Origin of the sequence: Paludibaculum fermentans (assembly GCF_051172195.1) — a bacterium.
GTDB lineage: Bacteria > Acidobacteriota > Terriglobia > Bryobacterales > Bryobacteraceae > Paludibaculum > Paludibaculum fermentans_A.
Window position 1 is genome coordinate 757616 of record NZ_JBPJAQ010000001.1, and the last position, 22718, is coordinate 780333.

The following is a 22718-nucleotide window of genomic DNA, read 5'->3' on the forward strand; positions in this document are numbered from 1 at the left end:
GGTCCATCCGGTGATAGGGAGACTGCTCATTTGGATCATTCACGGCCTCTTCTGCTTGATCGACTTCCTCTTTAGGGTCGAGAACCCTACACACAAAATCGGGGGGTGGACTCGAACTAGCTCATTGCAGGTTGCAGCGTGTTGGCCGATCACCGCCCCTCTCATGCTTCCGTTCGGCATCATTGCGGTTGTCTTCGGCGCAGTGTTCCGAGTCCTGTTTTGACCCCCAATGCTGTCATCTCGCTTCGGTCGCTGGGAATGTGAAAGAAGTACAGAAGTGGCTTGTTTTGGGGTTCTGGAAAGGTGGTCAACGATGTGCCTTGAGAATGGTTCGTCCAGCCCCTCGGGCTTCACAAACTTCCTCTCCTGAACGGCAAGTTCGATCAGGGCTTTGGCGAGTGCGAACTTGTACGAGGCGACATTCTAGCCGAAGAGAATGATGACTCTCCAGCAGTTTTCGAGGGTCCGTTGCCGTTCAGGAAACACTACCATTCAGTCAAGCCTAAGCCTTAGCTAGTAGATGCCTCTCATGCGATGTAACCCGAATGTGTCAAGAACTGCACGAGAACCTGCAACCCTGAATGAACCAGGACCTGATCCGTCTCAGAATGCGGCGACTTGTCGCCGTGGAAGAGATTACAGCGCACTTGATAGATAGCCCAAATGGTGTGCGGCCAGTCAAGCGGAATGGCCTCCTCGGCATCAAGGTGCCGCCGATAGCACCGAGGCGCATAGCTACCAGCAGCATGCTGGAAGTAGTGGGAGATCAAATTCGAGCGGTCCAATCCCAAAAACATCGGAATCCGACGACGCCTTAGATCCTTCACGTTGAACACAGGCCACGTGCTCCAAAACCGTGCGGCACTCTCCGTGATCGCATCCGTCATTGTAACAGCCTGCCCGAACTGCTCAGTCAACTCAGTGCTGTTCGATAGCGCTTCGATAATCTGCCTGTCCTGGTCAAGCTCCGTGCAGCACGATGCCCATCCGTTGAAAGCGATCCAGGCATAGATGAAAGGCTCAAAGCTCTCGGCGGGATCGCAATCCAGTTTCTCCTGAGCCAACCTGAACCAATGAGAGATGATCCTCCTCCCCTCGTAGTGCAGTCGATCGAAGCGATGTCGGTTGAACCGATCTCGCAATCCGGCATTTAGGTTGAGTTCAGGGCAAGGCATTCGATATACCGAATCCTACTTCACCACAGGAGCGTACAGGTCGGACTGGACCACTGGTGCAATTAGGCCGTACTTCTCCGCCACATTCTGCACCACAGCAACAACCCACCTCGGAGCGGTCGGTGAGACGTACACCATCTCGACGAGCGTGTTCAGTTCGATTGGGACCGACTTGCCAGGAAGGTCGGCAATCAACTCACGCTCTTCGAGACGCACAGTCAGCCTATACTCCTGCTCGTGCTCGAAACTCTTCCGCTTGCAGTGAAGCTCTTGTGCTAGGATGATTGAACCCTGAGCATCAATCGTCTCTACTTTTTCCTTCTGAAAGTCTATATACTTTACAGCGTTGCCATACAAACCCCAACCAGCCGAGTCGAACTCTGGGGCGATGGAGGGTCCAAGGCGGCTGACATGAGACGTGATCGCAATGCCGCCCTCTTTCGAGTACAAATCCCACATTGCGGCTGATTCATAGTCGCTCATGTACCAACAGTTCGCACACGCCCTCTTGCGCCAAGGGTCATATTGAAACTGCGCAAATTCAGGACGTTCCTTGTCGTTGGCCAGTCGGGTGATGATCTCCGGCAAGAATCCCTCATACGGATCATGGAAGTGGTCCAAACGAGTGAACCAGAGGCAACTGCGCTGAAGAAGATCCATGAACTTTTGGAGGCTCATGTAACGCCATAGGCGCTTATCAATATTTTGAGGTTTGTAAATGCTGATGTGCGGATTTGTCATTCTCATCGCTTTGTATTCAGCGGCTACATGGCGTGTTCTTGAAGGCCTGGGATGGTGTGCTGTAGCTAGCACGGGCGAAATGAAGGGTTCCCCGGTCGTGCTGGAGTATTGTCGTGCTTGCTGATCACTGATAAGCCATCACGCCTTGTGGCAAGGCTGGATCAGCGGACGGCCACTTCCATTTCATTGGCGGTGGGTGCCTGCCGCCTTCAAGTGCCAGCAGTCCAGTGACGGCCCAATCCACCGCAGACTTCATCAACGACTCCGGCGCAGTGCGGCTTGATGGAAACGGCAAATGAAACACAGCCGCTCGAATGCCTCGCACGAACTTCGCAAAGAATCGAGGCAAGCCGACACCGAACGTGATGATGTACTCCGGATTAGCAATGGCGAGGGTGCGGTTGAGGTAGAGTCGGGCGCATAGACTGTTCATGGTCTGAAGACGTTGACCATCTACACTGGCGCAGAGATACATCTCTGTAACCGCTGCCACCGTACTGAAGGGGGCATCGAAGACTCGTTGCACGATGCCATCGTGCAAGTCGTAGTGCGGTTCGTGATCGGGCGAGGTCTTCGGAGATCCGATGTACGGCTGACCGTTGTGATCGACGTTGTTCGAGAGTTTGCAGAAGTTTTGGAAGCTGTTCATGGCGAAGTTGTGGATTGCCTGGTTTGAGGTTCGCCGGGGATTGTACCCGACGAATAGCAACTTCACCTTGTCGCTGCCGCCGATCAATGGTGGGAACTTGAAAAAATAGCCGGGACGAACTTCACTGAACTCGGAAACGAAGGCCCGTCGCTTGACAGCACACTCCCGACAAGGATACACACCCTGCAACAGCTTCAATTGAATGGGATCCGAGATGTTCATCGGAAGCTGCCTCTAGAGATTCTCAAAGTAGTCCTGATCCAGCCGCTTCAACGTGTAAGCCTTCGTGAATGACACGCCAACATCGTACTCGATCATGAGGGACGCAAGCTGCTTCCCATCAACCAGAATGATCTTCTGCGGCAGGGCTTCAACGAATTCCAGAGCATCCTGCGTGAACGATGATGTGGTGATGAAGACACCACGATTGGCGTGCCGCTTCGTAAGGCTTCCTGAGAACTTCATAATCTCAGGACTTCCAAGCACGCCCTGCCAGCGTTTCGCCTGGACATAAATGGCATCCAGCCCGAGTTTGTCCTGCTTGATGATTCCGTCAATGCCCCCATCACCAGACTTGCCGACCACCTTCCCGGCGTCCTCCACAGATCCGCCGTAACCCATCGCTACCAGTAGATCCACTACTATCCGCTCGAAGGCTGCTGCTGTCCCGCTCTGTATCGTCTCCATCAATTCGTGTGCAAGGGCTTCACGCAGCACCTTGTAGCTACGCTCAAGTGATTCTTCTGGTGTGGCCTTCGTCTCGTCCTTTGGAGTGGATTGGAGTGTCGTCCTGGCCGCTACCGAACCCTTACCCTCGAACTCTGTGAACTCGGGGAACTGGCGCAGAGTTTTCACGCTAATCCCGGACAGTTGCGTCTTCAGTACGGACAGTCCCCTGTCGGTGATCTTGTACACACCACGAGTTGCTGCCTGGATCAACACAGCCGACTTCAAGTACTGAACAGCCCATGCCATTCGATTGGCAAACAAGGTCTGTGCTCCGCTGTCCTGGCGTGCGGCCAATTCCTCATCTGTGAGCTTCAGGTCATGTGCAATGCTGCTTCTAAGATCGGCAAGAGGATGCAACTCTAGGTCTCCGAGGAGTTGGAGAACCGGAAACATGAGCGATTGGTAGTCGGGGATGGGCATTGGTACTTCAATCCCTGCTCTAGCCTTGGGCGCCTACTCGAGAGCCTTCACGACAGTATCGAAGGCGCATTGCTCCGACAGCAACGCCAGCTTCTTTTTCGATAGCGTCAAACCCCATTCTGGAGGACTCTTCTTTCCTTCGCCGTAGTCCCGGCTCTCCAGCAGCGGGTTGGGATCGGCTCCAACACAGGATGGAAGCAGATACAGCGTTGGCGGCATACCTTTCACAAAATGAACCAACACAAGCAGTAGGGACGGGTGGATCTTGAACTTCGACTTCTGAATGTAGAGGTAATAAGGCGTCCTCTTCCCGGCGGTGAGGCGGAAGGATTTCACTTGAACGTCGAAGTGGTTGCCTTGCCGGGTGCGGATGACGAAATCAATGCCGTGGTCGTCAACCTCGCTAGTGAATACATCGCAACCCCACAGCACGAACTCCATCTTCGTCAGGTACTCTGCATACTTGCCGAGTTGAAGTGAATTCAAGCGACTCCAGTCGTGCTTGTCGATGGGGGTCACAGCGTCGTCTCTTCTGGAACCGCTGACGCCATCGCTGCCTGATCAGGATCGCCAAGATGCAGAGCCGCCCTCATCGTCGCCACGAACTCGTCGGTCGTCTTGAGTCGATCCTGGCACTCATGACAGACCAGGAGATGTTCTTCAAGCGGCGCTAGTTGAGAATCTTCGAGGGTTCCCATTGAGTACTGTTCAAAGCTGTCTTCGGCAATGTGGCTCACGAAAACCACGTTATCCCATTTGACTCCAGAATGGGGAAGGATTTGTCCGGTTTGACTCGACACCGAGGCTGCTTTAATCCGACCCTCTCCCTTCACCAAACACCCCATTCCGAAGCTCAGTATGGCCCAGGATCGCTCGGCGGACGCCAGATAGAGCCTCAGACCCACCCGGCGGCAGCAGCGGCGGTCAGGCCGCCTTTCCACCCTTCTGAAACTGGATCGCAGCCTTGAGTGCAGCCTGTACCCACGGCGTCCACTTCTTGTAGCTCCATCCGATTGACGATGGGTGAGCGATCCCAAACACGAATGCGTCACCAGCGCCATTGGGGTAGAGTCGGCTTTCCCTCAACTCACCGTCCGACAACGAAACAGGTGGCCCCGGTTTCGAGGTCTTCGGGAGGTTCTTCCACAGTTCGTTCCCCAAGACGAGAATGAAGCGAGGCTGTAGATGGTTCACCACTTCCTCGAATGCCGGAACAGCGTTCTTCCACATCTCTTCAGTAGGGCGTGTCCGAGCCTCTGACCCCACGGACTCCTGAACGTAGTTATAGAAGGCCATTGACGACCAGAATCGTCTCCGCTGTTCTGGATCGGTCCAGCCACCATGGAAGATCCCCGGTGTTTTGGCGAAGATCATCATCCACGATTCCCACTTTCTGTCGGGCGTGACTGATCCTTCCACGACCTCGTTTGTGATTTCGGGGTACAAGGGGATCGTAGTGTAGTGGGCCTCTCCGAGAATCAGTATCGGCAAGCCCCACGGGGTCTCCTTGTTGTAGCTCTCGCCGACGAAGGGTAGCGCCTTCACATGCTCAAATCGCACTGTCTTTCTCCTAAGAGTGCTCAAGGTAATCCTGGTCCAACCGATTCAGCGTGTGCGCCGTTGTTAGTGACACACCTAATGTCGTGTTCGGTCATCAATCGGCGGCACTGGTCAAAGACGTTAGCCGCAGTCGAGGAGGGATCAGGGGCAGGTGTTGTCCGAGACGTTGATTCGTGGTGAAGGCCAATCACTTTCCGGTCTGTGCTGAACCGACCACCAATGCGGACAGCGTATTGCCCGTTGTGAGCATCCGGCCAATACGGTCACGAGTCACGTTCGTCTTTGGGTCGTAGGTCCCGAGCAACGCCCCGAGCCGGGATCGGGCCTCCAGCCGCCCGTTGTATGTGGGTCGGAAGGTGCCGAGCATTCTGCCGAGACGATCCCGGATCACTTCCGGCTGTGAAGAGATTTGCTGGGTGGACGCCTTTGCCGAGTGGATGCCTTTGCCGAGGATTCAGCACCGATCAAAGGGACGGATGGAACGATGGCGAGAAGGCCGAAGAGAATGACTGCCGTAGGAGGATGGTTACACATGGCTAACTCCCGGTTCGTTCGACGGCTCGAATTGAGCCGGGTTTCGGAAGAGTCGCCATGCCCGTCTCTCTTTCCGAGATTCACTGGTCGGACGCAGAACGATCAACGGACCCCTCGTCGTGTTCCTCCATATCCTCCTCAGCTTGCAGCCTTGCGGTTGCCGCAAACCAGCAGGTGCTCTTACAGTGGTGCGATTTCTGGTTCGGGGAGTCTGCCCGAGGCATAGAATTCGAGCAGGTCTCCGGGGATGTGCTCGACAGATCCCACAACAGCCAAATCTCGACTGAGAACCTCACTCAGCTTCGGACTGTTGGAATGGTGAGAGTCTGCCGATCATAGCTTTAGAAGGCCCAACGCCCGTATGAGATCAGCCCACCCAATCGCCATCCTCGTCTTGATCGCTTCCGGTCTGGTTCAGATCGGCTGCGGCAGCACCGCCACCAAAGTGCCTGAGTGGTTTGAGGGTGGCACGCTGCACAGCAGCACAGCGGCAGATTGGAACCTAGCCAGCGACGGGGATCGTCTCGCAACGTCGGCAGATTTCGTGGCAAAGATCGCCAAGAAACCGTTTGGTTCGATGGGTGAATTCAAGCTACGGGCCGTAGAGATGAAGTCATGCGTTAGCAAAGCGGCGGCTTCCCCCGCAACCTCCAATCTGAAGGTGGCGGAACTGGCGGCGGCTTGCGCTTTGATGGCCCAAGAATAGATTGACCGAGGAGACCCAGATTGTGGTCCGTGGAGTATGTGCAATCGCCACAACAGCCGCCACGAGCGCACAGAGGCCCCAGGACGCATCCTCAGCCGTCCGGTGGACCCCGCAGCATCCCCGGCGACGGCGACGGCCATAATGCCTGCATGGACTCAAACCAAGCCAGTATCATCGAGCTTCTGCGAGAAGTACACCTGGTCGCCTTCATGGAAATTGAATGGCTCAACATGAGTATTGACAAGTTGGAGAACCAGTACCGCCTTCCAATCGAGCAGCCTGTCCCAAAACCAGTGGTCACGCCGCCGAGGGTAGTCCATCCGGCACCGACCAAGACGCCATCTCTCCAAGACCTGCCCGAGATGCTGAACGAAAAGGAGGTCGCTGAATACCTAATCCTCAGTGTTGCCAGCGTTGCTCGCTGGCGATTGTTTCGCAAGGGGCCGAAGTTCGTGAAGTTCGGTTCGGCAGTTCGCTACAGGCGAGAAGAAGTGCAGCCGTGGCTCAACTCGTGTTCGGAGCAGGACTGAACGAGGCCCAATTGAAGCGATCAGGGGTCCTTGATCAACACCGGGTCATGCGGGGGAAACTTGTGTCCCTATGGTCTTTTTCTTGCCAAGCCCTCTGAGATTCCCCATCCAAATGGGCGGCTCCAGCGATGTATACAGGCGTCATCCGGGGATGACTCCCACTTGACGCTGATATGATTTGATCGTCATGCAGCCCAAATTGGCGGCTCTTGTCCCACTACTGGCAGTCGGTGTAGGTGCTGTTGCCTACTTTCTCGTGAGTTGGAAGTTGATCGACAAAGACGCTCTGTACGTCGCCGCATCTGTCTCCACGTTTCTCATCGTCGGCTGGTACACATGGGAGACGAATCAACTCAGGAAGGCCACGCAGCGGCAACTTGAAACGTCGATGATGCAGCTTGCGGAATCTCAGCGGCAAACCGAAGTGGCACAACGGCCAATTCTGACACTTGAGGTCGTCAGCATTGACTTTGGCGGTACAAGCATAGAATCTGTTGGACTCTGCAATCTCGGTGACGGTCCTGCCTTCAACATTTCTTCAAGTGTTCTCAAGATTGGGAATGCCGAGGTCACGTTCGACGCACGTTCGTTTGTGAGAGCCAACGACAAGGCGCAGATCTTTGCATTGTGGTCACCTGCCGCTGGCGGCGGACCGACGAAGCTGTGGTGGCAGGAACTTCAGCGGGAGTTGCGAAAGGCAGGGCAAAGAGGGCGCAGTGAACTTGAACTGACCTACGAGAGTGTAGACCAAACAAGATATCGGACTTTCTGCACGATGTGCTCCGAGGCAACGGAGATGATGCCGTTCAAGTTCACGAGACAGGAGAAGGTTTGACATGCGTACTCACGCAGCCGTCCAGCGCCCTGTTGATGAACCTCAAGATGACCGATAACCGGAATGAAATCGGGGATGAGATCAATCGGGGAAAGGGCGTAGGCCACGGCAGCGCCGATCAGGACTCTTGCCATCCTCGGCGTCCGAGGGTGCCGCCGTACTAATCGGTACACCGTGATCTCCCGCCGAAATGATGTCGCCGCCAGCTTTAGCCGCCTCCACATTGGATCTCGCCTTCACCATAGCACTGCCCACAACACTCTTGACCGTGATCGAGCAGGAACGCCGCCCAAACACCCCGCCACGAGCGAACAGATGGCCTCAAAACGAGCCGCATGCCGCCCGGTGGACCCACGGCATCCCCGGAAGGCCGCAGCCGCCTGTAGCGTCTGCGCTCCGGGATAACGGACCAATGGCGACGGCCAGCGACCAGGATCGGCAGAGGCTCGTGCGCCGGGGCCAAAAGCTCGAATACTTCACCCTCGCCTACAACAGCGTCGAAGGCTTGGTGTCCATCATCGCCGGGTTAATCGCCGGGTCCGTCTCGCTCGTCGGCTTCGGCCTGGACAGCCTGATCGAAGTGACCTCCGGGGCGGCGTTGCTGTGGCGGCTCCATCATGATCTCGACCATTCCCGACGTGAGCAGGTCGAGCAGACGACGTTGAGAATCGTGGGCGGCTGCTTCATGGCGCTTGCGGCGTACATCTTCTACGAATCCGGCTCCAGTCTGATCGGTCATGCTGTCCCGGAGCGGAGCATCCCCGGCATTGTCGTCGCCGCCGTCTCCGTGATCGTGATGCCGATGCTGGCGAGAGCCAAACGCCGGGTCGCTGCCGGAATCGGAAGTGGGGCCATGCAAGCCGATTCCAGGCAGACCGACTTCTGCACGTACCTGTCGGCCATCCTGTTGGGCGGGTTGCTTCTGAATGCGCTGCTCGGCTGGTGGTGGGCCGACCCGGTGGCGGGGCTGGTCATGGTTCCGATCATCGCCAAAGAAGACGTGGACGGAGTTCGGGGAAAGGCTTGCTGCGGCGACTGCGGATGCCACTGACGCTCCTCGTGTGAACCGATTCCGGCGACGGCGGCGGCGATAATGCGGCATGGAGAGCAACCAAGCCAGGATCATCGAACTCCTGCGTGAAGTACATCTGATGGCCTTCAAGGAAATCGAGCGGCTGAACCTGCGTATTGCCGAACTGGAGAGCGAGAATCGGCGACCTACCGCACAGGACGTTGCCAAGCCAGCCGAGAAACAACTGCCAGCGGTCAACCCGGCACCGATCAGGCGACAATCCCATCCCGAGCCGACCGAAATGATGAATGACCACGAGGTCGCCGCCATCGTCAGGATGAGCGTTGCCAGTGTTCGGCTTTGGCGGCTCTTCCGTACCGGGCCGAAGTTCGTGAAGATCGGCGCTGCGGTTCGCTATCGGCGGCAGGACGTGGAGTCGTGGGTCGATGCGTGTTCGGGATTGCGGTAAGTGCGCCCAAATCTATGGCCTCGGCTCTCCGGGCAACGACTCAGAACACGAAAGCGGCCAGCCCGGTTCCATTGAAGCCAGCAGAGGATGCGAAGTGTTCTAATAGCCTCTTGAGCGCCAAAAACATGACCAAGCGTGGATGTTGGCTCGACCTTTTCACCGGAACAACCTGGAAGGAGTTCATAGCGGCTGGCGGCACTGTCTCTGGCTTCCCGGAGAGTCGATGGAAAACAGTGCAGCAGGTTCGGGTGGGAGACTACCTTCTCTGCTATTTGACGGGGATCTCCAGATTCATCGGGGTTCTTGAAGTTGTCAAAGCGCCTTACAAGGACAACACGAAGCTGATTTGGAAGGATGATGTGTTTCCCTGTCGGCTCGGCGTCAAGCCTATCGAAGTGCTCACCCCCGATACGGCCATACCGATTCTCGATCTGAAGGATCGCCTGAGCATCTTCGATCCTGAAAAGGGTCCGTCATCGTGGACGGGGTACGTCAGGGCGGCTCCAGCGAAATGGAAAGACACGGACGGTGAAATCATTCTCCAGGCGATCCACGATGCCAAGCAGCGACCGATCTCTCGCCCATTCGACCCAAAGAAATTGGCACGCCGCCCGACAGCGTTGAAGTCCAGGGTGGGAACGGTGACCGTGCCTGAGAGCGAACCGCAGGATGAGCCGGGACAACCCGCCGCAAAAGAAACCTCGGCGCACAACGAAATTCAGTGGTTGTTGGCGAAACTCGGCAACGATATGGGCCTGGACGTTTGGGTAGCACGTAACGACCGGAACCGGGAAATCAACGGCAGCAGGTTCACCGAACTCCCGAGGTTGAAATCGGAGCTTCCCATTCAGTTTGACGACGCCACAAACAAGACCATCGAATTGATCGACGTTCTCTGGCTCCAGAAACACTCCATCGTGGCGGCATTCGAGATTGAAAGCACCACTTCGATCTATTCAGGACTTTTGCGGCTATCGGATCTTATCTCGATGCAGCCGAACCTAAGCATCCCGTTGTTCATAGTGGCCCCGGACGAACGCCGTGACAAAGTGATTGCCGAGGTCAACAGGCCGACCTTTTCAAAGCTGACGCCGCCGATGTACCAGATGTGCCGCCTTGTGACGTTTTCAACGCTGCGAAAGGAAATCCAGCACGTCGGGAACTACGTGAAGCGGCTCCGGGCCGACATCCTGGACGATTGGGCGGAATCATGTGAGGTCGAAGAATTGTGATGTTGTACTCGCCACCGATTCGTCGCCGTGCAGTCACGATCTGAGCCATGCAGCTATTCGTCGCCGTAACCGATAACGATTGGTTCGCTCTCCACGCATCGAAGCAATCCGTTGACGAAGTGAACTTTTGGCGGCCTTCACCAGAGGCGAATTTCAAGGTGCTTCAACCCGGCGAACTTCTACTGTTTAAATTGAAATCCCCGAACGATTCAATTGCGGGTGGCGGATTCTTCACTCGCTTTCTTCAGATGCCCATCAACATGGCATGGGAAACATTCGGTGAGGCGAACGGCGTGAGATCGCTCCCCGAGTTTCGATCCCGGATCGCACGCATCCGGAACGTAACGATGCAAGTCGCCGACAACCCGAACGTGGGCTGCATCATGCTTGCGGAGCCATTCTTCTGGCCTAAGTCCGAGTGGATTCCACGTCCACCAGAATTTGCTGTGAGTAATCAGGTCGGCAAGACTTTCGATTCAGAGGAAGGGGCAGGGCGACGGATATGGGATGCAATCTGCGAACGCCTCAAGCGTAGCCCCGCTTCCCTGCTAGACCAGGACACTGCCACGGTCGCAGCCATCGAGTCGAATGGATTCGGGAAGCCGCAGATCGTTCATCCTCGCCTCGGCCAAGGACTGTTCCGAGTGCTTGTCAAGGAATCGTATTCGAGGAAATGTGCGATCACTGGAGAAAGAACGCTTCCAGTGCTTGAAGCGGCCCACATTAAGCCATACTCGATGGTCATGCGCCACGAGGTCTCGAACGGATTGCTGCTCCGGTCCGATCTTCACAAGTTGTTTGACGAAGGGTACCTGACGGTTGATCCGCAGGATCGCAGGGTTGTTGTAAGCAGAAGGATCAAAGAGGAATTTGAGAACGGGAAGGAATACTACAGGCTCGAAGAGAATGTTCTCCGTGAGCCGACAGAGCCGTGGGCGAGACCGTCACTGGAGAATCTGGAGTACCACGCCTACAACGTGTTTCGGTGACCAAGACGACCTCGGTGAAGTCGATCACCTTAGTAAAACGGGCGATGTCCTCGCCTTCAGCTTTGCCGCCCTTCGCAATGCAGACAGTATAGGGAAGAACTCGTTCCTGCCATTCTGATCCAGGTTCAGTGGAAGGTGCAGCGACGAGATAAGTGTGTGTTCGAGGTTCCACGGCTCCTGGCAAACACACCAAGCGACTCTGGCGTTCTCCTCCAACCATTGAGAGAGCAGTGTCTCGCCAACAGAGAACGTCATCCGCTTGCCACTTCCAACTCGATGCAATTCGACTCCCAACTCCTCAGCCAAGATGCAGCCTAACGTAAAGCGCAACGTCGATCCTTCAGCATTTCCCTGCATGTGGTAGCGAACTCGGTGACGGAGACTCTGCTTGCTGGCAGCTTTACCGTTCTTGGGAACCGCTGAAGGTGAGATGCCGACGTAGAGCAGATGAAATTGCTCGAATACAACACAGCCGGGGGTTGGTACTGTAGACGGCAAGTTGCGGAAGTACCAAGCGTAGACACCGGGAGCTTTCGGAACCGGGGAAGGGAGGGAGAGGATTTCGGCTCTCGTCCACAAGCGATCCGGCCTCAAGAGTTCGTCGCAAATGGAAAACGGGATGTCCAACTCACAATGACTCTCGACGGCGCACGATAGCGTTGATCCACTGTTGACTACCTCGTCGTTCATTCCGCACATCCTCCGTGATCCAAAGTCGCACTGGTTCTAGTTCTGGCTGATTGGCTATGAGCGTTACGAGCAGCGGTTCATCCATGTCGTTGAAGAATCGCCCGTTCTCAAGCCTTTCGGTTGCGCCATGCTTGAACGACATGTAGAGGACGCCCAATGGCTTCAACGCTCCCGTCAAACCAGCCAGTGCAGAGGCCAGGTCAGCTTGTGCTATGTGAAGGAGCGAGGCACACGCCCAAATGCCATCGAACTCGTCATGGAAGTCGATGGCGTCAAAGGTCAGCAGCTTCGCTTGAAGTCCGGTCAGCTTGGACGTGGCCTTCACCATCTCAACCGAGGCGTCAATAGCGACAACTCGATAGCCCATTCGTAGGAACGCCTGAGAATCACGACCTGACCCGCTACCAGCATCGAGTATCAATCCACCTGCGGGAATCTCGGCCAGGAAAGGCTCATACAGGCCACTCATGTCCACGGTTGCGGTGCTTTCGCAGAACTCAGCAGCGTGGGTGTCGTAGTAGGCCGTCGTTGAGGTCCTGTAGTCAGAAGGCGGATTCATGCTCGAACCTCGGTTGCCAAGTGTGGATCAACCATTCCCATGCCGATGAGTATGCCGAATTCAAGAAGTCATGACGCTCTGCTCTCGATCCTCCAGTCTGGGCCATCAGTGTTTCTCGAAGCGGATGATGGCTAGTGATGAAGAACTCGTTCCTCGTGTCCAATCGTTCGAGGTACTTCTGATGCGCCAATCGACTGGACTTGCCATCGACACCCCGATTGCAGTCCCGGCACGACAGGACGAGGTTCCACACGCCGTCCCAATTGAGCGGCACACCTGATTGCACGAGCATCCTGGGATGGAAGTGGTCAACGTCGGCCAACTGCGCTGAAGTTGACGCTACCGAGATGTCGTTGAAGCAGTAGAAACACTTGCCTTTCTGGTAGCCATTGAGCGCATCCCGGCAACTTGTGAGATTCGCCCTTCGTCCACCTACGACGGTCACCAGCATTTCGCCATCGACATGCACGTTCAGGGCTGCTCTGGCGACCCTCAATTGCCACGCTGTTTCAACCAGCCGCCATCGGGCTTCGACTTCATGTGGCAGGTTCTCGAACTGGACTCTCTCCACTAGCCGATGAAGCTCCTCCGTCAAACGAATGCCACCGTTGTTTCGCTCGTCCACGAAGAATCGAATCGGGATCTCTCCTCGATTGACGATGTGGAAGGCGTCGATGACGTTGTTGAACCCGAGCTTCGATGTCTGCCCGATCAGTTGATCCTTTGAGACTGTTCCGTTTGCGAATCCCTTGCACGATTCCAAGAAACGGCTCGAGCCAGACGTGGCTTGTTTGGGGGCTTTGGAAAGATGGTCAACGATGTGCCGTGAGAATGGCTCGGCCAACTCCTCCAGCTTCAAGAACTCCCTCTCCTGAACGGCAAGTTCGATGAGGCTCTTGGCGAGGGCGAACTTGTACGATGCGACATTCAGGCCAAAGAGGATGACGGCCCTCCAGTAGTTTTCAGGAGTACGCTGCCGTTCGAGGAATTCAGGCATCTCGGTTCAGTCTAGCTGGGAGCGGTCGGCGAAGGAGAAATCTAGCTAAACGGTTCTCCTGGTCGTGGTTGCGATTCGATATTCCTTGACGGATCTGAAGGGGAGTCAGGTAAAAGCGGCTTGTCGGGGGGCATAGACACACTCGGCTGGAACATCTCAAGTTCCCTCACAAACGCCCTCAACATCCCCTTCTTCTCTGCAATCGTCCTGGCGTGGCGCTCTTGTCTCTCCTCTTCAGATTCGGTGTAATTGCTCACTTCGCAAACGAAGTGGTTTACCTGACGTGAGTGTTGTCCGAATGCCTCCTCCAAGAGTCGCTGACTTGTATTCCACCATCCATAGACCGAGGGATCGTCAAAGCGCAGGGTCTCGACAGTTTGAGCGATCTGGTCTTTGAGAAGGCCGATGATGCGTCTCGGTTCGACCTCGGCTCCACGGCTTCGCCCGACTTGCGGAGTTACTAGATTCTTCATTGGGAAGTTGATGGCTCCACTCGGAGCTACGGGAATTCCACCTTCCGGCACACTTCCGAGGCAAGGAACCTTGGTGTTCTGTTTGGACCTGACCACCCTCCCATTCGACAATCGGACACGAGCGGACTTGAATACCGACTTGTCTGTCACGTCTGGCAGTGTCGAAACGGGCACCCACGTACACCACACTTCGTCCATTTTGAGTCGTTTCGGAAGCGGCCTGTCGCCACGGAGGACGTGAACCTTCGTCGGGAAATCAAACCAGACATGTGTAATCTCGACTTCACGATTCAAGGACAGATTCGTGACCGTGATGAAGTACTGACTTTCAGTTTCCGAGCCAACAAAACTCGCTCGATGTACCAGAACACTGACTCGTCTCGTTACGATTCTCGAGATGACGAGGCTCACAAGGGCGATGACAAGTCCAATGAGGCTGATGAGAATCGTCGTACTCATCCTATCGGTCCTCTTCCTCTCCCGTTTCGTCTGGGTCCGGGACGTAAACCCTTTCCCCAAATAATTGGCGTGCTCATAGTGTCTTCAACCTTCCGAGCTTCCGCAGAATCAAGTCCGCAAGTTCGCTTGGCGTCTTACTTTCAAGGCTGATGTAGTGAACATCCGGGCTGAGGCCGGGAATTGCCGTGTCATCAAATCGTGCCGGAAGGACGTACTCCTTCTTCTCAGTGACGGCTTTGGCGAACGCCACACGCCGTTCATGGGTCGTCCACACTTTCTCGGCATACTCCTTTGAGATGAACATGACGCAGTATCGGGCAGTGCCGCCGTAGACAGTTGCCAGATGTTCCGCCAAGTGCTTTCCCCACATCGTTGCTTCTTCGTATTCATCGAAGAACACGACGACATCATTGTCCTTCAGATGTTCAGCGACCTCTCGAACGTATTCTCGTTGTTCACCAGCGAATGACAATACGATTTCGTATGCCCGTTCGTGCGGGTTCGTGTGACCTCCAACTCCCCGGACCTTGTAGACAGGTCTTCCTGAGATGTGGGTATCTTCAATGAGCGTTAGGCCGTCAGGTCCAAGCAAGCTGTTGAAGATCTCGACGGTCTCAGCCTGAACCTCTGCGTCGAGGCGCAGTATTGGGTGAACGCACATTTCTACAAATCCGATGAACGTCTCGTCTTCGCAGGAGAGAAGATCCAGCCGATTGTTCAATAGGTCGGAATACGACCAATCATCGTTGTTGACCATGTGCTGCCAGATGTCGCCTTCAGCATTCTCAAAACGGCTGTCGGTGGAGGGCATCTGCGAAAGGCTCCATACCCGTTTTAGGAAGCTCATCAAGTCGAGGTTTCCGTAGAAGGGCTGTTTCCGCAGCAGCAGGTAATCCAGGACGTCTGACCGGGTAATCGCAGTGATTCGGTTTGGCGGCATCTCGTCTCTCATTTCGTCAATTCAATCCGTAAACGCTCCGTCCCTGCCCCAAGTACGCCTCATGGAAGTGCTGGTAGACCACATCGCACTTCGCCTCGTAAAGCTCCTTCGAGTACGCTCTCGGAAGCTCGTTCAGGATGTCCTGGATCGTGACGAAGACCATCGCTCTGGTCGTCTGCTGTTTCCGCCAATCGAGTACGAGCTTCTCCTGCTTCAACTTCGCCAGCAGCGCCTTCGCCACCTTTTTCACATCAGCCGTCTCAAGCTCAGTGAGCGCAACTTCAGGCTTCGTCAGCAGATCGAAGATCACCAGTTCCTCTTCGGCCAGGTTCTCGGCAATGCCACGCTTCTCTTCCGCATTCAGCTTCTTCGTGAACGCCATCAGCTTGGTGAAGAACGTCTCCGCATTTGATGAGCCAGCGTTGTACTCGTCAATCATCTTCTGGAACTCTGCGAGGAAGTCGATCCGTGTTCGGTTCAGCTTGACCATCTGGGCCAGCTTGACGGCAATCCTGGCACGGAGCTTCTGAACCTCGACAGCTTTCCGCCCCTTCTCGAACTGCGCCTTCAGCGCCTCGAAGTCAATCTGGCTCAAGTCGATGTACCGGGCCGGGTCGTTGGAGACGGGCGGCATTACGTAGCCGTCCGCTGCGATGGATTTGTTGAGTAGGGCTTCGACTTCACCCATCACCGCCGAGATGTCCACGACCGGAAGCTCCGACCGGATCTTCTCGGCCACCACTTTGAACACGTTGCAGACTGGGCTGAACTCGAAAGCTGAGGCATCCGGTAGGAGCGACTTGAACAGCGCACCCACCGCAGTCGCCAGATTCAGGTATTGCGCTCTCGTCTCGTCGTCCACCACCAAAGCGGCAACGGCGTCGTCTTTCAACTTCTCCCGCTCGAAGCCTCGGGCATCCCGGATCGCTGCCGGGTTGACCTTTCGCTCCAGACAGAAGCTCGTGGTGGTAGCAATGGCTTCCCGCAGTTGCCGCACCAGTTCGCTCTTGTCGTGGATCGGCGTATCACCTGGACCGCCGCCGTCCTGTGGTGCCCCATAGATAGCCAGTGCCTTCTGAAGATTGCGGAACACGCCCACGTAGTCCACGATCAGGCCGTTCTGTTTGTCCTTCCACACTCGGTTGGCCCTTGCGATGGTCTGCATGAGCGTGTGGTTCTTCATCGGCTTGTCAAGGTAGATGGTGGAGCACGAAGGCACGTCGAACCCGGTGATCCAAATGGCGCACACGAACACGACACGGCGCTGGTCAACGATCTCGACGTGCCGCACAGGCTGGCATTCATCGGCGGTGACAAGGAACTCTGCCATCTCGAACCAGTCTAGCTTGAGGCCAATGTCGTCCAGGAGTCCCACCGCAGGATTCCGGCCAGGAGTCCCACTTTTGAAAACTATATCGTGAACCGAAATTTCCCTCCGGGGCGACAGGCGGGGCGGTTGGTACTACGGCCTTGGATGGGAACCCATTTCCGAAAAACACTGCCAATTGCCCCCTGCCAGGACTGCCAGGTCACGTCGCAGAGTAAGCCGTAGTGCCCACCTGAAATCGCCAGACAAGCAATCGCCACTTCGAAGGACGCCCGCCTTCAGGAAATCGCTAGGATGCTACGACAGCTTTCTGGGACCGTCGTTCCGCTAGTTGGCCTGCATTGGGCAGCTGTGCGCTAAGAACATAGGGATGGACCCCAGTCAGCCCATCAGGGCACTTTTTGAGGCGTAGTACTTCGTCGGCTCCATGCTCTTCTGGATCGACTTTTCAACTGCCTTAAGGAACTTGACGACGACATCTCGTTCCTCTGCTTCCGAGAGATCCTTCGGTGGGCTTAAGGGCAAACCCATGGCCTTCACCGCAAGTACAAGCTCCGGGACGAAAGCTAACCATGAGCTGTCATCGCCGTCCACGTCGGCACGAATCGCTACTTGCTGAACGATCCGATCATCCGTCCTTGAAGGGATTTCGATGTTCTGCTCTTCGACAACAGGCAGGAAACCCTCGGTCACAGCTTTTACGTAGGAAGGAAGTTCCAGGTACGGGGTCATGCCTTCCGTCTCCCGGATGATCAATTTCGTCTGGGCTGAGCCGTCGATCTGAGCCTCCCTCCGAATCCTTGCGTAGATCTTGAGCAAGGCACTCATCAGCGCCACCCAAATGCCGATGTCGTAGGGGCGGAACCGACCTCCAGTCGCCGGCTGTGCAGACTCAAAGAAGGAGTCTTCAAGCTGTGACCGTTGTCTTGCGACGGGGATCAGCGGCGACATCGGGACCGAGAGTCGGAAATTGCCTCCATTCCACCACCGAAGGGAGGGCAGCGAGGAGAGCGGATTATTCGACTGCACCGCCTTTGCGTAAAAACCATCCAACGTTGGCTGCACCATATCCAAGGACAATGAAAGATCGTTGGTGGTTGTGGCGGTGACTAATTCCACGAACCGTTTTCGGCCGATTGAGCGTGGTGGCTCAACGAAGAAGGGGTCATGAAGTATGAAGAAGTGCGAGATCAGAGTCTGCCCGCCCTGTGATGCTCGTTTGGGGGCTTCATCAAAGAACCTCAGTAGCCGAGCATTCGCCCTCTCGGTCTTCCTCCACATTTCGTCCAGCACGATCCGGTCATTCTCAGCCTTTGGTTCGGAGCTATCCCCCTCCCGCCTATAGATTCGCCCACTCTTGTGGATGTACGGCGGGTTCGAGCCTTCGGGGACGGAGACCACCAAGATAACTCGTGCCGCCTCAAGCCCAATTTCGGCGCAAGGGCCATGGATGGTGTGGACAGAGTAGTGAAGCGATGGAGAGACGTACTGATTGACTGCATTCCTGACACGATCCAGGATCAAAGCGAGTTCAGAAATGGGGATGCCCCGAAAGGACCCGGCCCTTCGAGTCTGCCTGTCTTCGTCGATTCCAATGAACAGCCATCCACCACGCTGGTTGGCAAACGCCGAGATGTGCTTCGCCAGCTTTTCGATAGCAGGGCATTCTCCTTTGTAGTCAACGAACCATCCCTCCTCCACGGTCTTCAGGATTGCGAGCTCGGAGCCTGTTACCGCACTCGGCTCATTGGCGAACGGGTTGAAATGGGGGCCAGTCATAAAGTCGCACCTATCGGACTCAAGGCAGATGGTACTTCATCCAATCCTGATTGAGGGGACAAGGCGAAATTCAACCGCTACGCATTCGCTCCACTTGCACCATCACCGCCGATTCTGAATGACTGGCGGTATGAAGGTTTTCTCGTGGGCCTTGCCCAATGTGCGGATGAATGAGGGCGGAACGTCCATTGTGCTCTTCTCCGCCTTCGCTGAGAACTCCGAACAGGCCATTCAGCAAATGATGAAGTACTTCACCGACCTAGAAGCAACAGGTTGGCCTTCTGAGAACACCACTCAGATCAGAGAGTGGCTTGGTACGACAACCCCCACAATCAATGAGGCTACTGGCGACGTCTGGTTTACGAACATTGGCCTGAACGTGGAAGCCTGGCAGATCCCACGGACCATCCATGCTGCGAGGGCGATGGGTGGGTTCCAATTCTAGGAGACCCCCAAACTGAACAGGAGCAGTGCCTCGACCTCCACCTGGAAACGGAACCACCACCGCAAACAACTCCACGTCGCCACTCGCCGAACGATCATGGACTGCTCTTTGAAGGCTTGAAAGGGGCGCAGTGACAATGGCGGCTCTGTTCGGTGTCTGCGCCTTGTGCCGCAAAGAGCGGGATCTACAGGACAGCCACTTTCTACCAAAGGCCCTGTACCGATATGTCCGAGCGACGACTGGTGCTATTCGCAGCCCCATCATCATCGGTTCCGATTCGGCTCGAAACACGGACCGACAATTTACGAAGCACCTGCTTTGCCAGGAGTGTGAACAGCGATTCTGTCGGAATGGTGAAGCCTGGACGATGAAGCAAATCTACCGTGGAAGCGGCTCATTTCGATTGTTGACCGCCCTTGACCGCCATGCGCCCGTTGCCCTTCGAGACGGTGCACGCATCTACGCCGCAAGTGAGGTTTCCGAAGTTGATTTTGGTCAGTTAGCGTATTTCTCCCTGAGCGTATTCTGGCGGGGCGCTGTAACCGAGTGGAGGATCGAAGGTCAGAAGGTGGAGCGCTTGGGATTCGGTGATGTGTATATGTCGGCACTGCGGAGCTACCTGCTCGGGAATGCGGCCATCCCGGGCAATATCGCATTGGCTCTCAATGTGTGCGACGACCCTACGCTCACGGCGACAACTCTGGTAACTCCGACTGGAGGGAGAACCGGGTCGTACCACAGCTATCTCTTCCTCATTCCGGGCCTTGCGTTTCATCTCTTCATCGGGAAGCTAAAACCCGTCTGGATGGAACAGGTATCCCTTTGTAGTCCAACGAAGGGGCTGGTGCTGCGGAGCAACTACGAGGACTTCGTGAAAAGGGCCTTCTTTGCCAAAATGCAGACGGCGCAGCAATCATCTGCGTTGATTGAGTTCACCCGACACCCCAAGAATGCGGCCGATTGAACGCCCCGAGATCCCATCCAAGGGGCGGTCACCTCTCTACGCAAATGGCCTGCGATAAACGTCTGCGCTGCGCCGTCCACGCCTGAGTTCGCTCCACGGGTCGAAATTGCGAACTACATCTTCGGCGACGTCGTCGGTAGGTCTCAGTGCGTGGCGGGCAGAACGCAGGGGAGTACGTGGACATCGGGTTCTCGGCTGTGATAGCTGGCCGGCAGCTGCCGGCCAGTAGTCTTGTAGGGGCGCTCCTGGGGATCGGATGGCGATGTCCGCTTTCCCATAGATCACCAGCATAACTCTTGCCTATTGTGGATTGGCGAAGGCTCCTAGGTGAATGAAAGAGAAGCAGCCAGGACAGACCGTTCTCGGTCACTCAAATGACGTTGATCTGGTTCCGGTGAATTGGTCCGAATCGGGAAGGAAACTGACCTCGTAATGCACTAAGGTGGATGTGATCCACATCGGCACAGGCTGAAGTGACCGAAGCGACAGCCGATCTTCTTCCGGGAACTCCGGCCCGAGTCGCCCCGAGATCGTTGGCGGCATGTTGTCGAGGTCCAGCGCCTCCAAATCCAATATCACCCGACCCATTGCTGATTGAGCACGGCTAGGGATCGTGAAGTATGCGGAAACCGAGACGCCGTGGAGTTTGCCGCAGATGATTCCCGGTTCGTGTAAGTGAAGGCCGAGTCTCAAAAGCACTTGAGGAAAGATGACATTCAGTAGTGTGCTGGCGATGTCGATTGACAGCACTGCGTCGCACGGCTGAACCTCGTCGCCACGATGAATCGCCCCGTTCCGCTTGGATTGGACATGCTCCATCTCCACCCATAGTGTCCGTGTTGAGTCTGGTCGAGTGTAGGTCTTCAGGTCCACTCCCCCGAACTGGGCGAGTATTGCGGCCAGGAGGTCCCGAAAGCGCTCCATCCCCGTATGCTTTATTGCGAGTTCAGTGATGAAACCAGCCAGTCCTTCGATGTGCACGAGACCAAAGACAATGGGTTTCAGTAGGACAACCTTGACGGCTAGTTCCAGTGCTGTGGTAGCCAGGACAAGAGATGGTCTCGGATGGGATGTCCGTAGTTCTCTGGCCTCCATCATTGCCTCGATTGCTGGTAAGCCGAGGTTCGGATTGGCTACGTAGTAGGACTGTAGCCGTTCTGATGTGAACTCCGTAATGGCCTCTGCGTAGTGCTCGGGATATAGCTCATAGCCGAACTCTCGGAGGTACTGAGCGCCAATCTCAGCTTCGTACTCCTCTCGGGCGGCTTCCATCCGAGCTTCTTCAGGATCGTAGCTCATGGTGTCCAATTCACGAGGCAGTCTGCTCTCGGGCCCTTGTCTCTGCGGGTCCGATCACCCTCTCGGTCAGCATCGCCAGCAAACCTCCCAGATTTTCATAAAAAAACGGTTCCAGCACCCACGGATATCGCTTGAAGTGCTCGAACATGCCGTACTCCTGCTGAGAGGCCAGAAGAAGCGGCTGAACGGGAACTGACGGCAGCGCCGGAACGATTAGCATCAACTCTTGCGGAATGCTCTTCGCATCGGTGATATCTGCGATCACGAACCGAGCCATGTGCGCTAGCGTCGAGACGGTCTCGGTGATATCTCTGTTTGATGGCTTTTCGAAGTCGAACAGGACGGGCAGGTAGTCCCGCTTTCGCAGTTCGTCACGGATTGCGTCGAGGACGACCTTGCGCTCCGGTGTGAAGCGACCAAGTATGAGGACGACTTTGGAAGTGATGGTTTCGACGACGTGGCGGATCTTCTCGTTGTTGAGAAGGAGGTAAATGAATTGGGCGACTTCGAGATTGTCTACTGTCACACTTGGTTGTTCATCTCGATTTATGTACAGGTTCTGCTGAAGTCCTGGCGTTCCTTCTAGGCACCACGCAGAGACTCCGTGAACATGGCACGCCCGAAAGATTGCGCCTTCTACGTCCACCTGCACGAACCGACAGTGATCTAAATTTGCGTTCAGTACTTCGGCACTATTCAAGACGCTACTGTGAATCGTGGCGAGGGTGAAATTCACTCGGTCGAGCTTGCTGTATGAGAAATCACATTCTAAAACGTAAGCGTTAACACATTCGGCGTTCGTAAGGTCTGCTCCAGCGAAGTTTGACTTCACGATCTTGGCACCGTCGAAACTGGCCCATATCAGCTTGGCTCTGGTGAAATCGCAACTGCGAATATGACAACGTGAAAAGTTGCAGTTAGACAGATCCACGTCGGAGAAGTTGACGTTTTCGTAGGTGACCCCTGTGGCTAACATCGTCCCACATAAATCGGGTGCGATCTGGGGGTTGGCTGAGCGCCAATCGTTCCAGACGTCCCTACCAGCAGTGAAGAGCCTAACGTGCTCTGGGTCCGACATTGCCGTCAACTGTACGCCACCGTCACCCAACGTCGCAACCGTCAGTGCCCACAATCGTTACTGAACCGAGCGCCAGCGAGAATTGAATCGAGTCCTCGGCGAGTGGGCGTCACGGTTGAAAAATGAC

26 protein-coding genes are annotated in these 22718 nt (G+C 55.6%); 9 read left to right on the forward strand and 17 right to left on the reverse strand.

The window, feature by feature from the left end; all coding sequences use genetic code 11:
* Positions 1-527 precede the first annotated feature (527 nt).
* From ACR9Y2_RS03150 to ACR9Y2_RS03180, 7 genes are all read right to left on the reverse strand, one after another.
* The gene (locus ACR9Y2_RS03150) at positions 528-1175 is read right to left on the reverse strand and encodes a hypothetical protein (RefSeq protein WP_435039589.1); all 648 of its coding nucleotides are present in this window, start codon (positions 1173-1175) and stop codon (positions 528-530) included.
* A 15-nt stretch (positions 1176-1190) separates the two neighbouring features.
* Positions 1191-1922 (reverse strand): DUF2971 domain-containing protein, encoded by a 732-nt coding sequence (locus tag ACR9Y2_RS03155; RefSeq protein WP_435039590.1) that lies wholly within the window; start codon positions 1920-1922, stop codon positions 1191-1193.
* Positions 1923-2040: 118 nt separating this feature from the next.
* A complete protein-coding gene (locus ACR9Y2_RS03160) occupies positions 2041-2787 on the reverse strand; it encodes a uracil-DNA glycosylase family protein (protein ID WP_435039591.1) in 747 nt (248 codons plus the stop codon).
* A gap of 12 nt (positions 2788-2799) precedes the next feature.
* Positions 2800-3714 (reverse strand): restriction endonuclease, encoded by a 915-nt coding sequence (locus ACR9Y2_RS03165; RefSeq protein WP_435039592.1) that lies wholly within the window; start codon positions 3712-3714, stop codon positions 2800-2802.
* Between the two features lie 33 nt (positions 3715-3747).
* Complete coding sequence (locus ACR9Y2_RS03170; RefSeq protein ID WP_435039593.1) at positions 3748-4200, reverse strand: DUF4365 domain-containing protein; 453 nt, start codon at positions 4198-4200, stop codon at positions 3748-3750.
* A gap of 29 nt (positions 4201-4229) precedes the next feature.
* Entirely contained in the window at positions 4230-4451 is a 222-nt protein-coding gene (locus ACR9Y2_RS03175; protein WP_435039594.1) for a hypothetical protein, read from the reverse strand.
* A gap of 187 nt (positions 4452-4638) precedes the next feature.
* A complete protein-coding gene (locus tag ACR9Y2_RS03180; protein ID WP_435039595.1) occupies positions 4639-5274 on the reverse strand; it encodes a uracil-DNA glycosylase family protein in 636 nt (211 codons plus the stop codon).
* Between the two features lie 895 nt (positions 5275-6169).
* Between ACR9Y2_RS03180 and ACR9Y2_RS03185 the strand changes: the two genes are divergently transcribed.
* The 3 genes from ACR9Y2_RS03185 (at position 6170) to ACR9Y2_RS03195 (ending at position 7879) form a co-directional block, all read left to right on the forward strand.
* Complete coding sequence (locus ACR9Y2_RS03185) at positions 6170-6514, forward strand: hypothetical protein (protein ID WP_435039596.1); 345 nt, start codon at positions 6170-6172, stop codon at positions 6512-6514.
* A gap of 149 nt (positions 6515-6663) precedes the next feature.
* Positions 6664-7044, forward strand: a complete 381-nt coding sequence (locus ACR9Y2_RS03190) for a helix-turn-helix transcriptional regulator (RefSeq protein ID WP_435039597.1) — start codon at positions 6664-6666, stop codon at positions 7042-7044.
* 187 nt (positions 7045-7231) lie between these two features.
* Positions 7232-7879 (forward strand): hypothetical protein, encoded by a 648-nt coding sequence (locus ACR9Y2_RS03195; protein ID WP_435044908.1) that lies wholly within the window; start codon positions 7232-7234, stop codon positions 7877-7879.
* On the opposite strand, the gene ACR9Y2_RS03200 is transcribed toward ACR9Y2_RS03195, so the two are convergent.
* Positions 7777-8103 (reverse strand): YkvA family protein, encoded by a 327-nt coding sequence (locus ACR9Y2_RS03200; protein ID WP_435039598.1) that lies wholly within the window; start codon positions 8101-8103, stop codon positions 7777-7779. The genes ACR9Y2_RS03195 and ACR9Y2_RS03200 overlap by 103 nt on opposite strands.
* A gap of 188 nt (positions 8104-8291) precedes the next feature.
* Here ACR9Y2_RS03200 and ACR9Y2_RS03205 point away from each other — a divergent pair, with 188 nt between their 5' ends.
* From ACR9Y2_RS03205 to ACR9Y2_RS03220, 4 genes are all read left to right on the forward strand, one after another.
* Positions 8292-8930: a cation transporter gene (locus ACR9Y2_RS03205; RefSeq protein ID WP_435039599.1), complete on the forward strand. Its 639-nt coding sequence runs from the start codon at positions 8292-8294 to the stop codon at positions 8928-8930.
* Between the two features lie 49 nt (positions 8931-8979).
* Entirely contained in the window at positions 8980-9360 is a 381-nt protein-coding gene (locus ACR9Y2_RS03210; RefSeq protein WP_435039601.1) for a helix-turn-helix transcriptional regulator, read from the forward strand.
* A 125-nt stretch (positions 9361-9485) separates the two neighbouring features.
* Positions 9486-10592 (forward strand): hypothetical protein, encoded by a 1107-nt coding sequence (locus ACR9Y2_RS03215; RefSeq protein WP_435039602.1) that lies wholly within the window; start codon positions 9486-9488, stop codon positions 10590-10592.
* A 47-nt stretch (positions 10593-10639) separates the two neighbouring features.
* Entirely contained in the window at positions 10640-11581 is a 942-nt protein-coding gene (locus ACR9Y2_RS03220) for an HNH endonuclease (protein WP_435039604.1), read from the forward strand.
* A 24-nt stretch (positions 11582-11605) separates the two neighbouring features.
* Here ACR9Y2_RS03220 and ACR9Y2_RS03225 read toward each other — a convergent pair whose 3' ends face one another.
* The 7 genes from ACR9Y2_RS03225 to ACR9Y2_RS03255 form a co-directional block, all read right to left on the reverse strand.
* A complete protein-coding gene (locus ACR9Y2_RS03225) occupies positions 11606-12280 on the reverse strand; it encodes a GIY-YIG nuclease family protein (protein ID WP_435039605.1) in 675 nt (224 codons plus the stop codon).
* The gene (locus ACR9Y2_RS03230) at positions 12210-12830 is read right to left on the reverse strand and encodes a class I SAM-dependent methyltransferase (protein ID WP_435039607.1); all 621 of its coding nucleotides are present in this window, start codon (positions 12828-12830) and stop codon (positions 12210-12212) included. The genes ACR9Y2_RS03225 and ACR9Y2_RS03230 overlap by 71 nt, the downstream gene beginning before the upstream one ends.
* Positions 12814-13827 carry an HNH endonuclease gene (locus ACR9Y2_RS03235; protein ID WP_435039608.1) on the reverse strand — a complete coding sequence of 338 codons (1014 nt, stop codon included), beginning with the start codon at positions 13825-13827 and terminating at the stop codon, positions 12814-12816. The genes ACR9Y2_RS03230 and ACR9Y2_RS03235 overlap by 17 nt, the downstream gene beginning before the upstream one ends.
* A 41-nt stretch (positions 13828-13868) precedes the next feature.
* On the reverse strand, positions 13869-14759 hold the full coding sequence (locus ACR9Y2_RS03240; RefSeq protein ID WP_435039609.1) for a hypothetical protein: 891 nt from the start codon (positions 14757-14759) through the stop codon (positions 13869-13871).
* A gap of 73 nt (positions 14760-14832) precedes the next feature.
* Positions 14833-15711, reverse strand: a complete 879-nt coding sequence (locus ACR9Y2_RS03245; protein ID WP_435039611.1) for a TIR domain-containing protein — start codon at positions 15709-15711, stop codon at positions 14833-14835.
* A 4-nt stretch (positions 15712-15715) separates the two neighbouring features.
* Positions 15716-17029, reverse strand: coding sequence for a type I restriction enzyme endonuclease domain-containing protein (locus ACR9Y2_RS03250; protein ID WP_435039612.1), 1314 nt, complete (start codon positions 17027-17029; stop codon positions 15716-15718).
* Positions 17030-17407: 378 nt separating this feature from the next.
* Positions 17408-18805: an AlbA family DNA-binding domain-containing protein gene (locus ACR9Y2_RS03255; RefSeq protein ID WP_435039613.1), complete on the reverse strand. Its 1398-nt coding sequence runs from the start codon at positions 18803-18805 to the stop codon at positions 17408-17410.
* Positions 18806-18935: 130 nt separating this feature from the next.
* Here ACR9Y2_RS03255 and ACR9Y2_RS03260 point away from each other — a divergent pair, with 130 nt between their 5' ends.
* Positions 18936-19250: a hypothetical protein gene (locus ACR9Y2_RS03260; protein WP_435039615.1), complete on the forward strand. Its 315-nt coding sequence runs from the start codon at positions 18936-18938 to the stop codon at positions 19248-19250.
* A 367-nt stretch (positions 19251-19617) separates the two neighbouring features.
* Positions 19618-20214, forward strand: coding sequence for a hypothetical protein (locus tag ACR9Y2_RS03265; protein ID WP_435039616.1), 597 nt, complete (start codon positions 19618-19620; stop codon positions 20212-20214).
* A gap of 366 nt (positions 20215-20580) precedes the next feature.
* Here the strand turns inward: ACR9Y2_RS03265 and ACR9Y2_RS03270 are convergent, their stop codons facing one another.
* Positions 20581-21513, reverse strand: coding sequence for a hypothetical protein (locus ACR9Y2_RS03270; protein WP_435039617.1), 933 nt, complete (start codon positions 21511-21513; stop codon positions 20581-20583).
* Between the two features lie 10 nt (positions 21514-21523).
* Positions 21524-22645 carry a pentapeptide repeat-containing protein gene (locus ACR9Y2_RS03275; protein WP_435039618.1) on the reverse strand — a complete coding sequence of 374 codons (1122 nt, stop codon included), beginning with the start codon at positions 22643-22645 and terminating at the stop codon, positions 21524-21526.
* Between the last annotated feature and the right edge of the window lie 73 nt (positions 22646-22718).

Coding starts and splice junctions, on each gene's coding strand:
- ACR9Y2_RS03150 (WP_435039589.1), bottom strand. CDS start 1,175: ATGCCTTGCCCTGAACTCAACCTAAATGCCGGATTGCGAGATCGGTTC.
- ACR9Y2_RS03155 (WP_435039590.1), bottom strand. CDS start 1,922: ATGAGAATGACAAATCCGCACATCAGCATTTACAAACCTCAAAATATT.
- ACR9Y2_RS03160 (WP_435039591.1), bottom strand. CDS start 2,787: ATGAACATCTCGGATCCCATTCAATTGAAGCTGTTGCAGGGTGTGTAT.
- ACR9Y2_RS03165 (WP_435039592.1), bottom strand. CDS start 3,714: ATGCCCATCCCCGACTACCAATCGCTCATGTTTCCGGTTCTCCAACTC.
- ACR9Y2_RS03185 (WP_435039596.1), top strand. CDS start 6,170: ATGAGATCAGCCCACCCAATCGCCATCCTCGTCTTGATCGCTTCCGGT.
- ACR9Y2_RS03190 (WP_435039597.1), top strand. CDS start 6,664: ATGGACTCAAACCAAGCCAGTATCATCGAGCTTCTGCGAGAAGTACAC.
- ACR9Y2_RS03195 (WP_435044908.1), top strand. CDS start 7,232: ATGCAGCCCAAATTGGCGGCTCTTGTCCCACTACTGGCAGTCGGTGTA.
- ACR9Y2_RS03200 (WP_435039598.1), bottom strand. CDS start 8,103: ATGTGGAGGCGGCTAAAGCTGGCGGCGACATCATTTCGGCGGGAGATC.
- ACR9Y2_RS03205 (WP_435039599.1), top strand. CDS start 8,292: ATGGCGACGGCCAGCGACCAGGATCGGCAGAGGCTCGTGCGCCGGGGC.
- ACR9Y2_RS03210 (WP_435039601.1), top strand. CDS start 8,980: ATGGAGAGCAACCAAGCCAGGATCATCGAACTCCTGCGTGAAGTACAT.
- ACR9Y2_RS03215 (WP_435039602.1), top strand. CDS start 9,486: ATGACCAAGCGTGGATGTTGGCTCGACCTTTTCACCGGAACAACCTGG.
- ACR9Y2_RS03220 (WP_435039604.1), top strand. CDS start 10,640: ATGCAGCTATTCGTCGCCGTAACCGATAACGATTGGTTCGCTCTCCAC.
- ACR9Y2_RS03225 (WP_435039605.1), bottom strand. CDS start 12,280: ATGTGCGGAATGAACGACGAGGTAGTCAACAGTGGATCAACGCTATCG.
- ACR9Y2_RS03230 (WP_435039607.1), bottom strand. CDS start 12,830: ATGAATCCGCCTTCTGACTACAGGACCTCAACGACGGCCTACTACGAC.
- ACR9Y2_RS03235 (WP_435039608.1), bottom strand. CDS start 13,827: ATGCCTGAATTCCTCGAACGGCAGCGTACTCCTGAAAACTACTGGAGG.
- ACR9Y2_RS03240 (WP_435039609.1), bottom strand. CDS start 14,759: ATGAGTACGACGATTCTCATCAGCCTCATTGGACTTGTCATCGCCCTT.
- ACR9Y2_RS03245 (WP_435039611.1), bottom strand. CDS start 15,711: ATGAGAGACGAGATGCCGCCAAACCGAATCACTGCGATTACCCGGTCA.
- ACR9Y2_RS03250 (WP_435039612.1), bottom strand. CDS start 17,029: ATGGCAGAGTTCCTTGTCACCGCCGATGAATGCCAGCCTGTGCGGCAC.
- ACR9Y2_RS03255 (WP_435039613.1), bottom strand. CDS start 18,805: ATGACTGGCCCCCATTTCAACCCGTTCGCCAATGAGCCGAGTGCGGTA.
- ACR9Y2_RS03260 (WP_435039615.1), top strand. CDS start 18,936: ATGAAGGTTTTCTCGTGGGCCTTGCCCAATGTGCGGATGAATGAGGGC.
- ACR9Y2_RS03265 (WP_435039616.1), top strand. CDS start 19,618: ATGAAGCAAATCTACCGTGGAAGCGGCTCATTTCGATTGTTGACCGCC.
- ACR9Y2_RS03270 (WP_435039617.1), bottom strand. CDS start 21,513: ATGAGCTACGATCCTGAAGAAGCTCGGATGGAAGCCGCCCGAGAGGAG.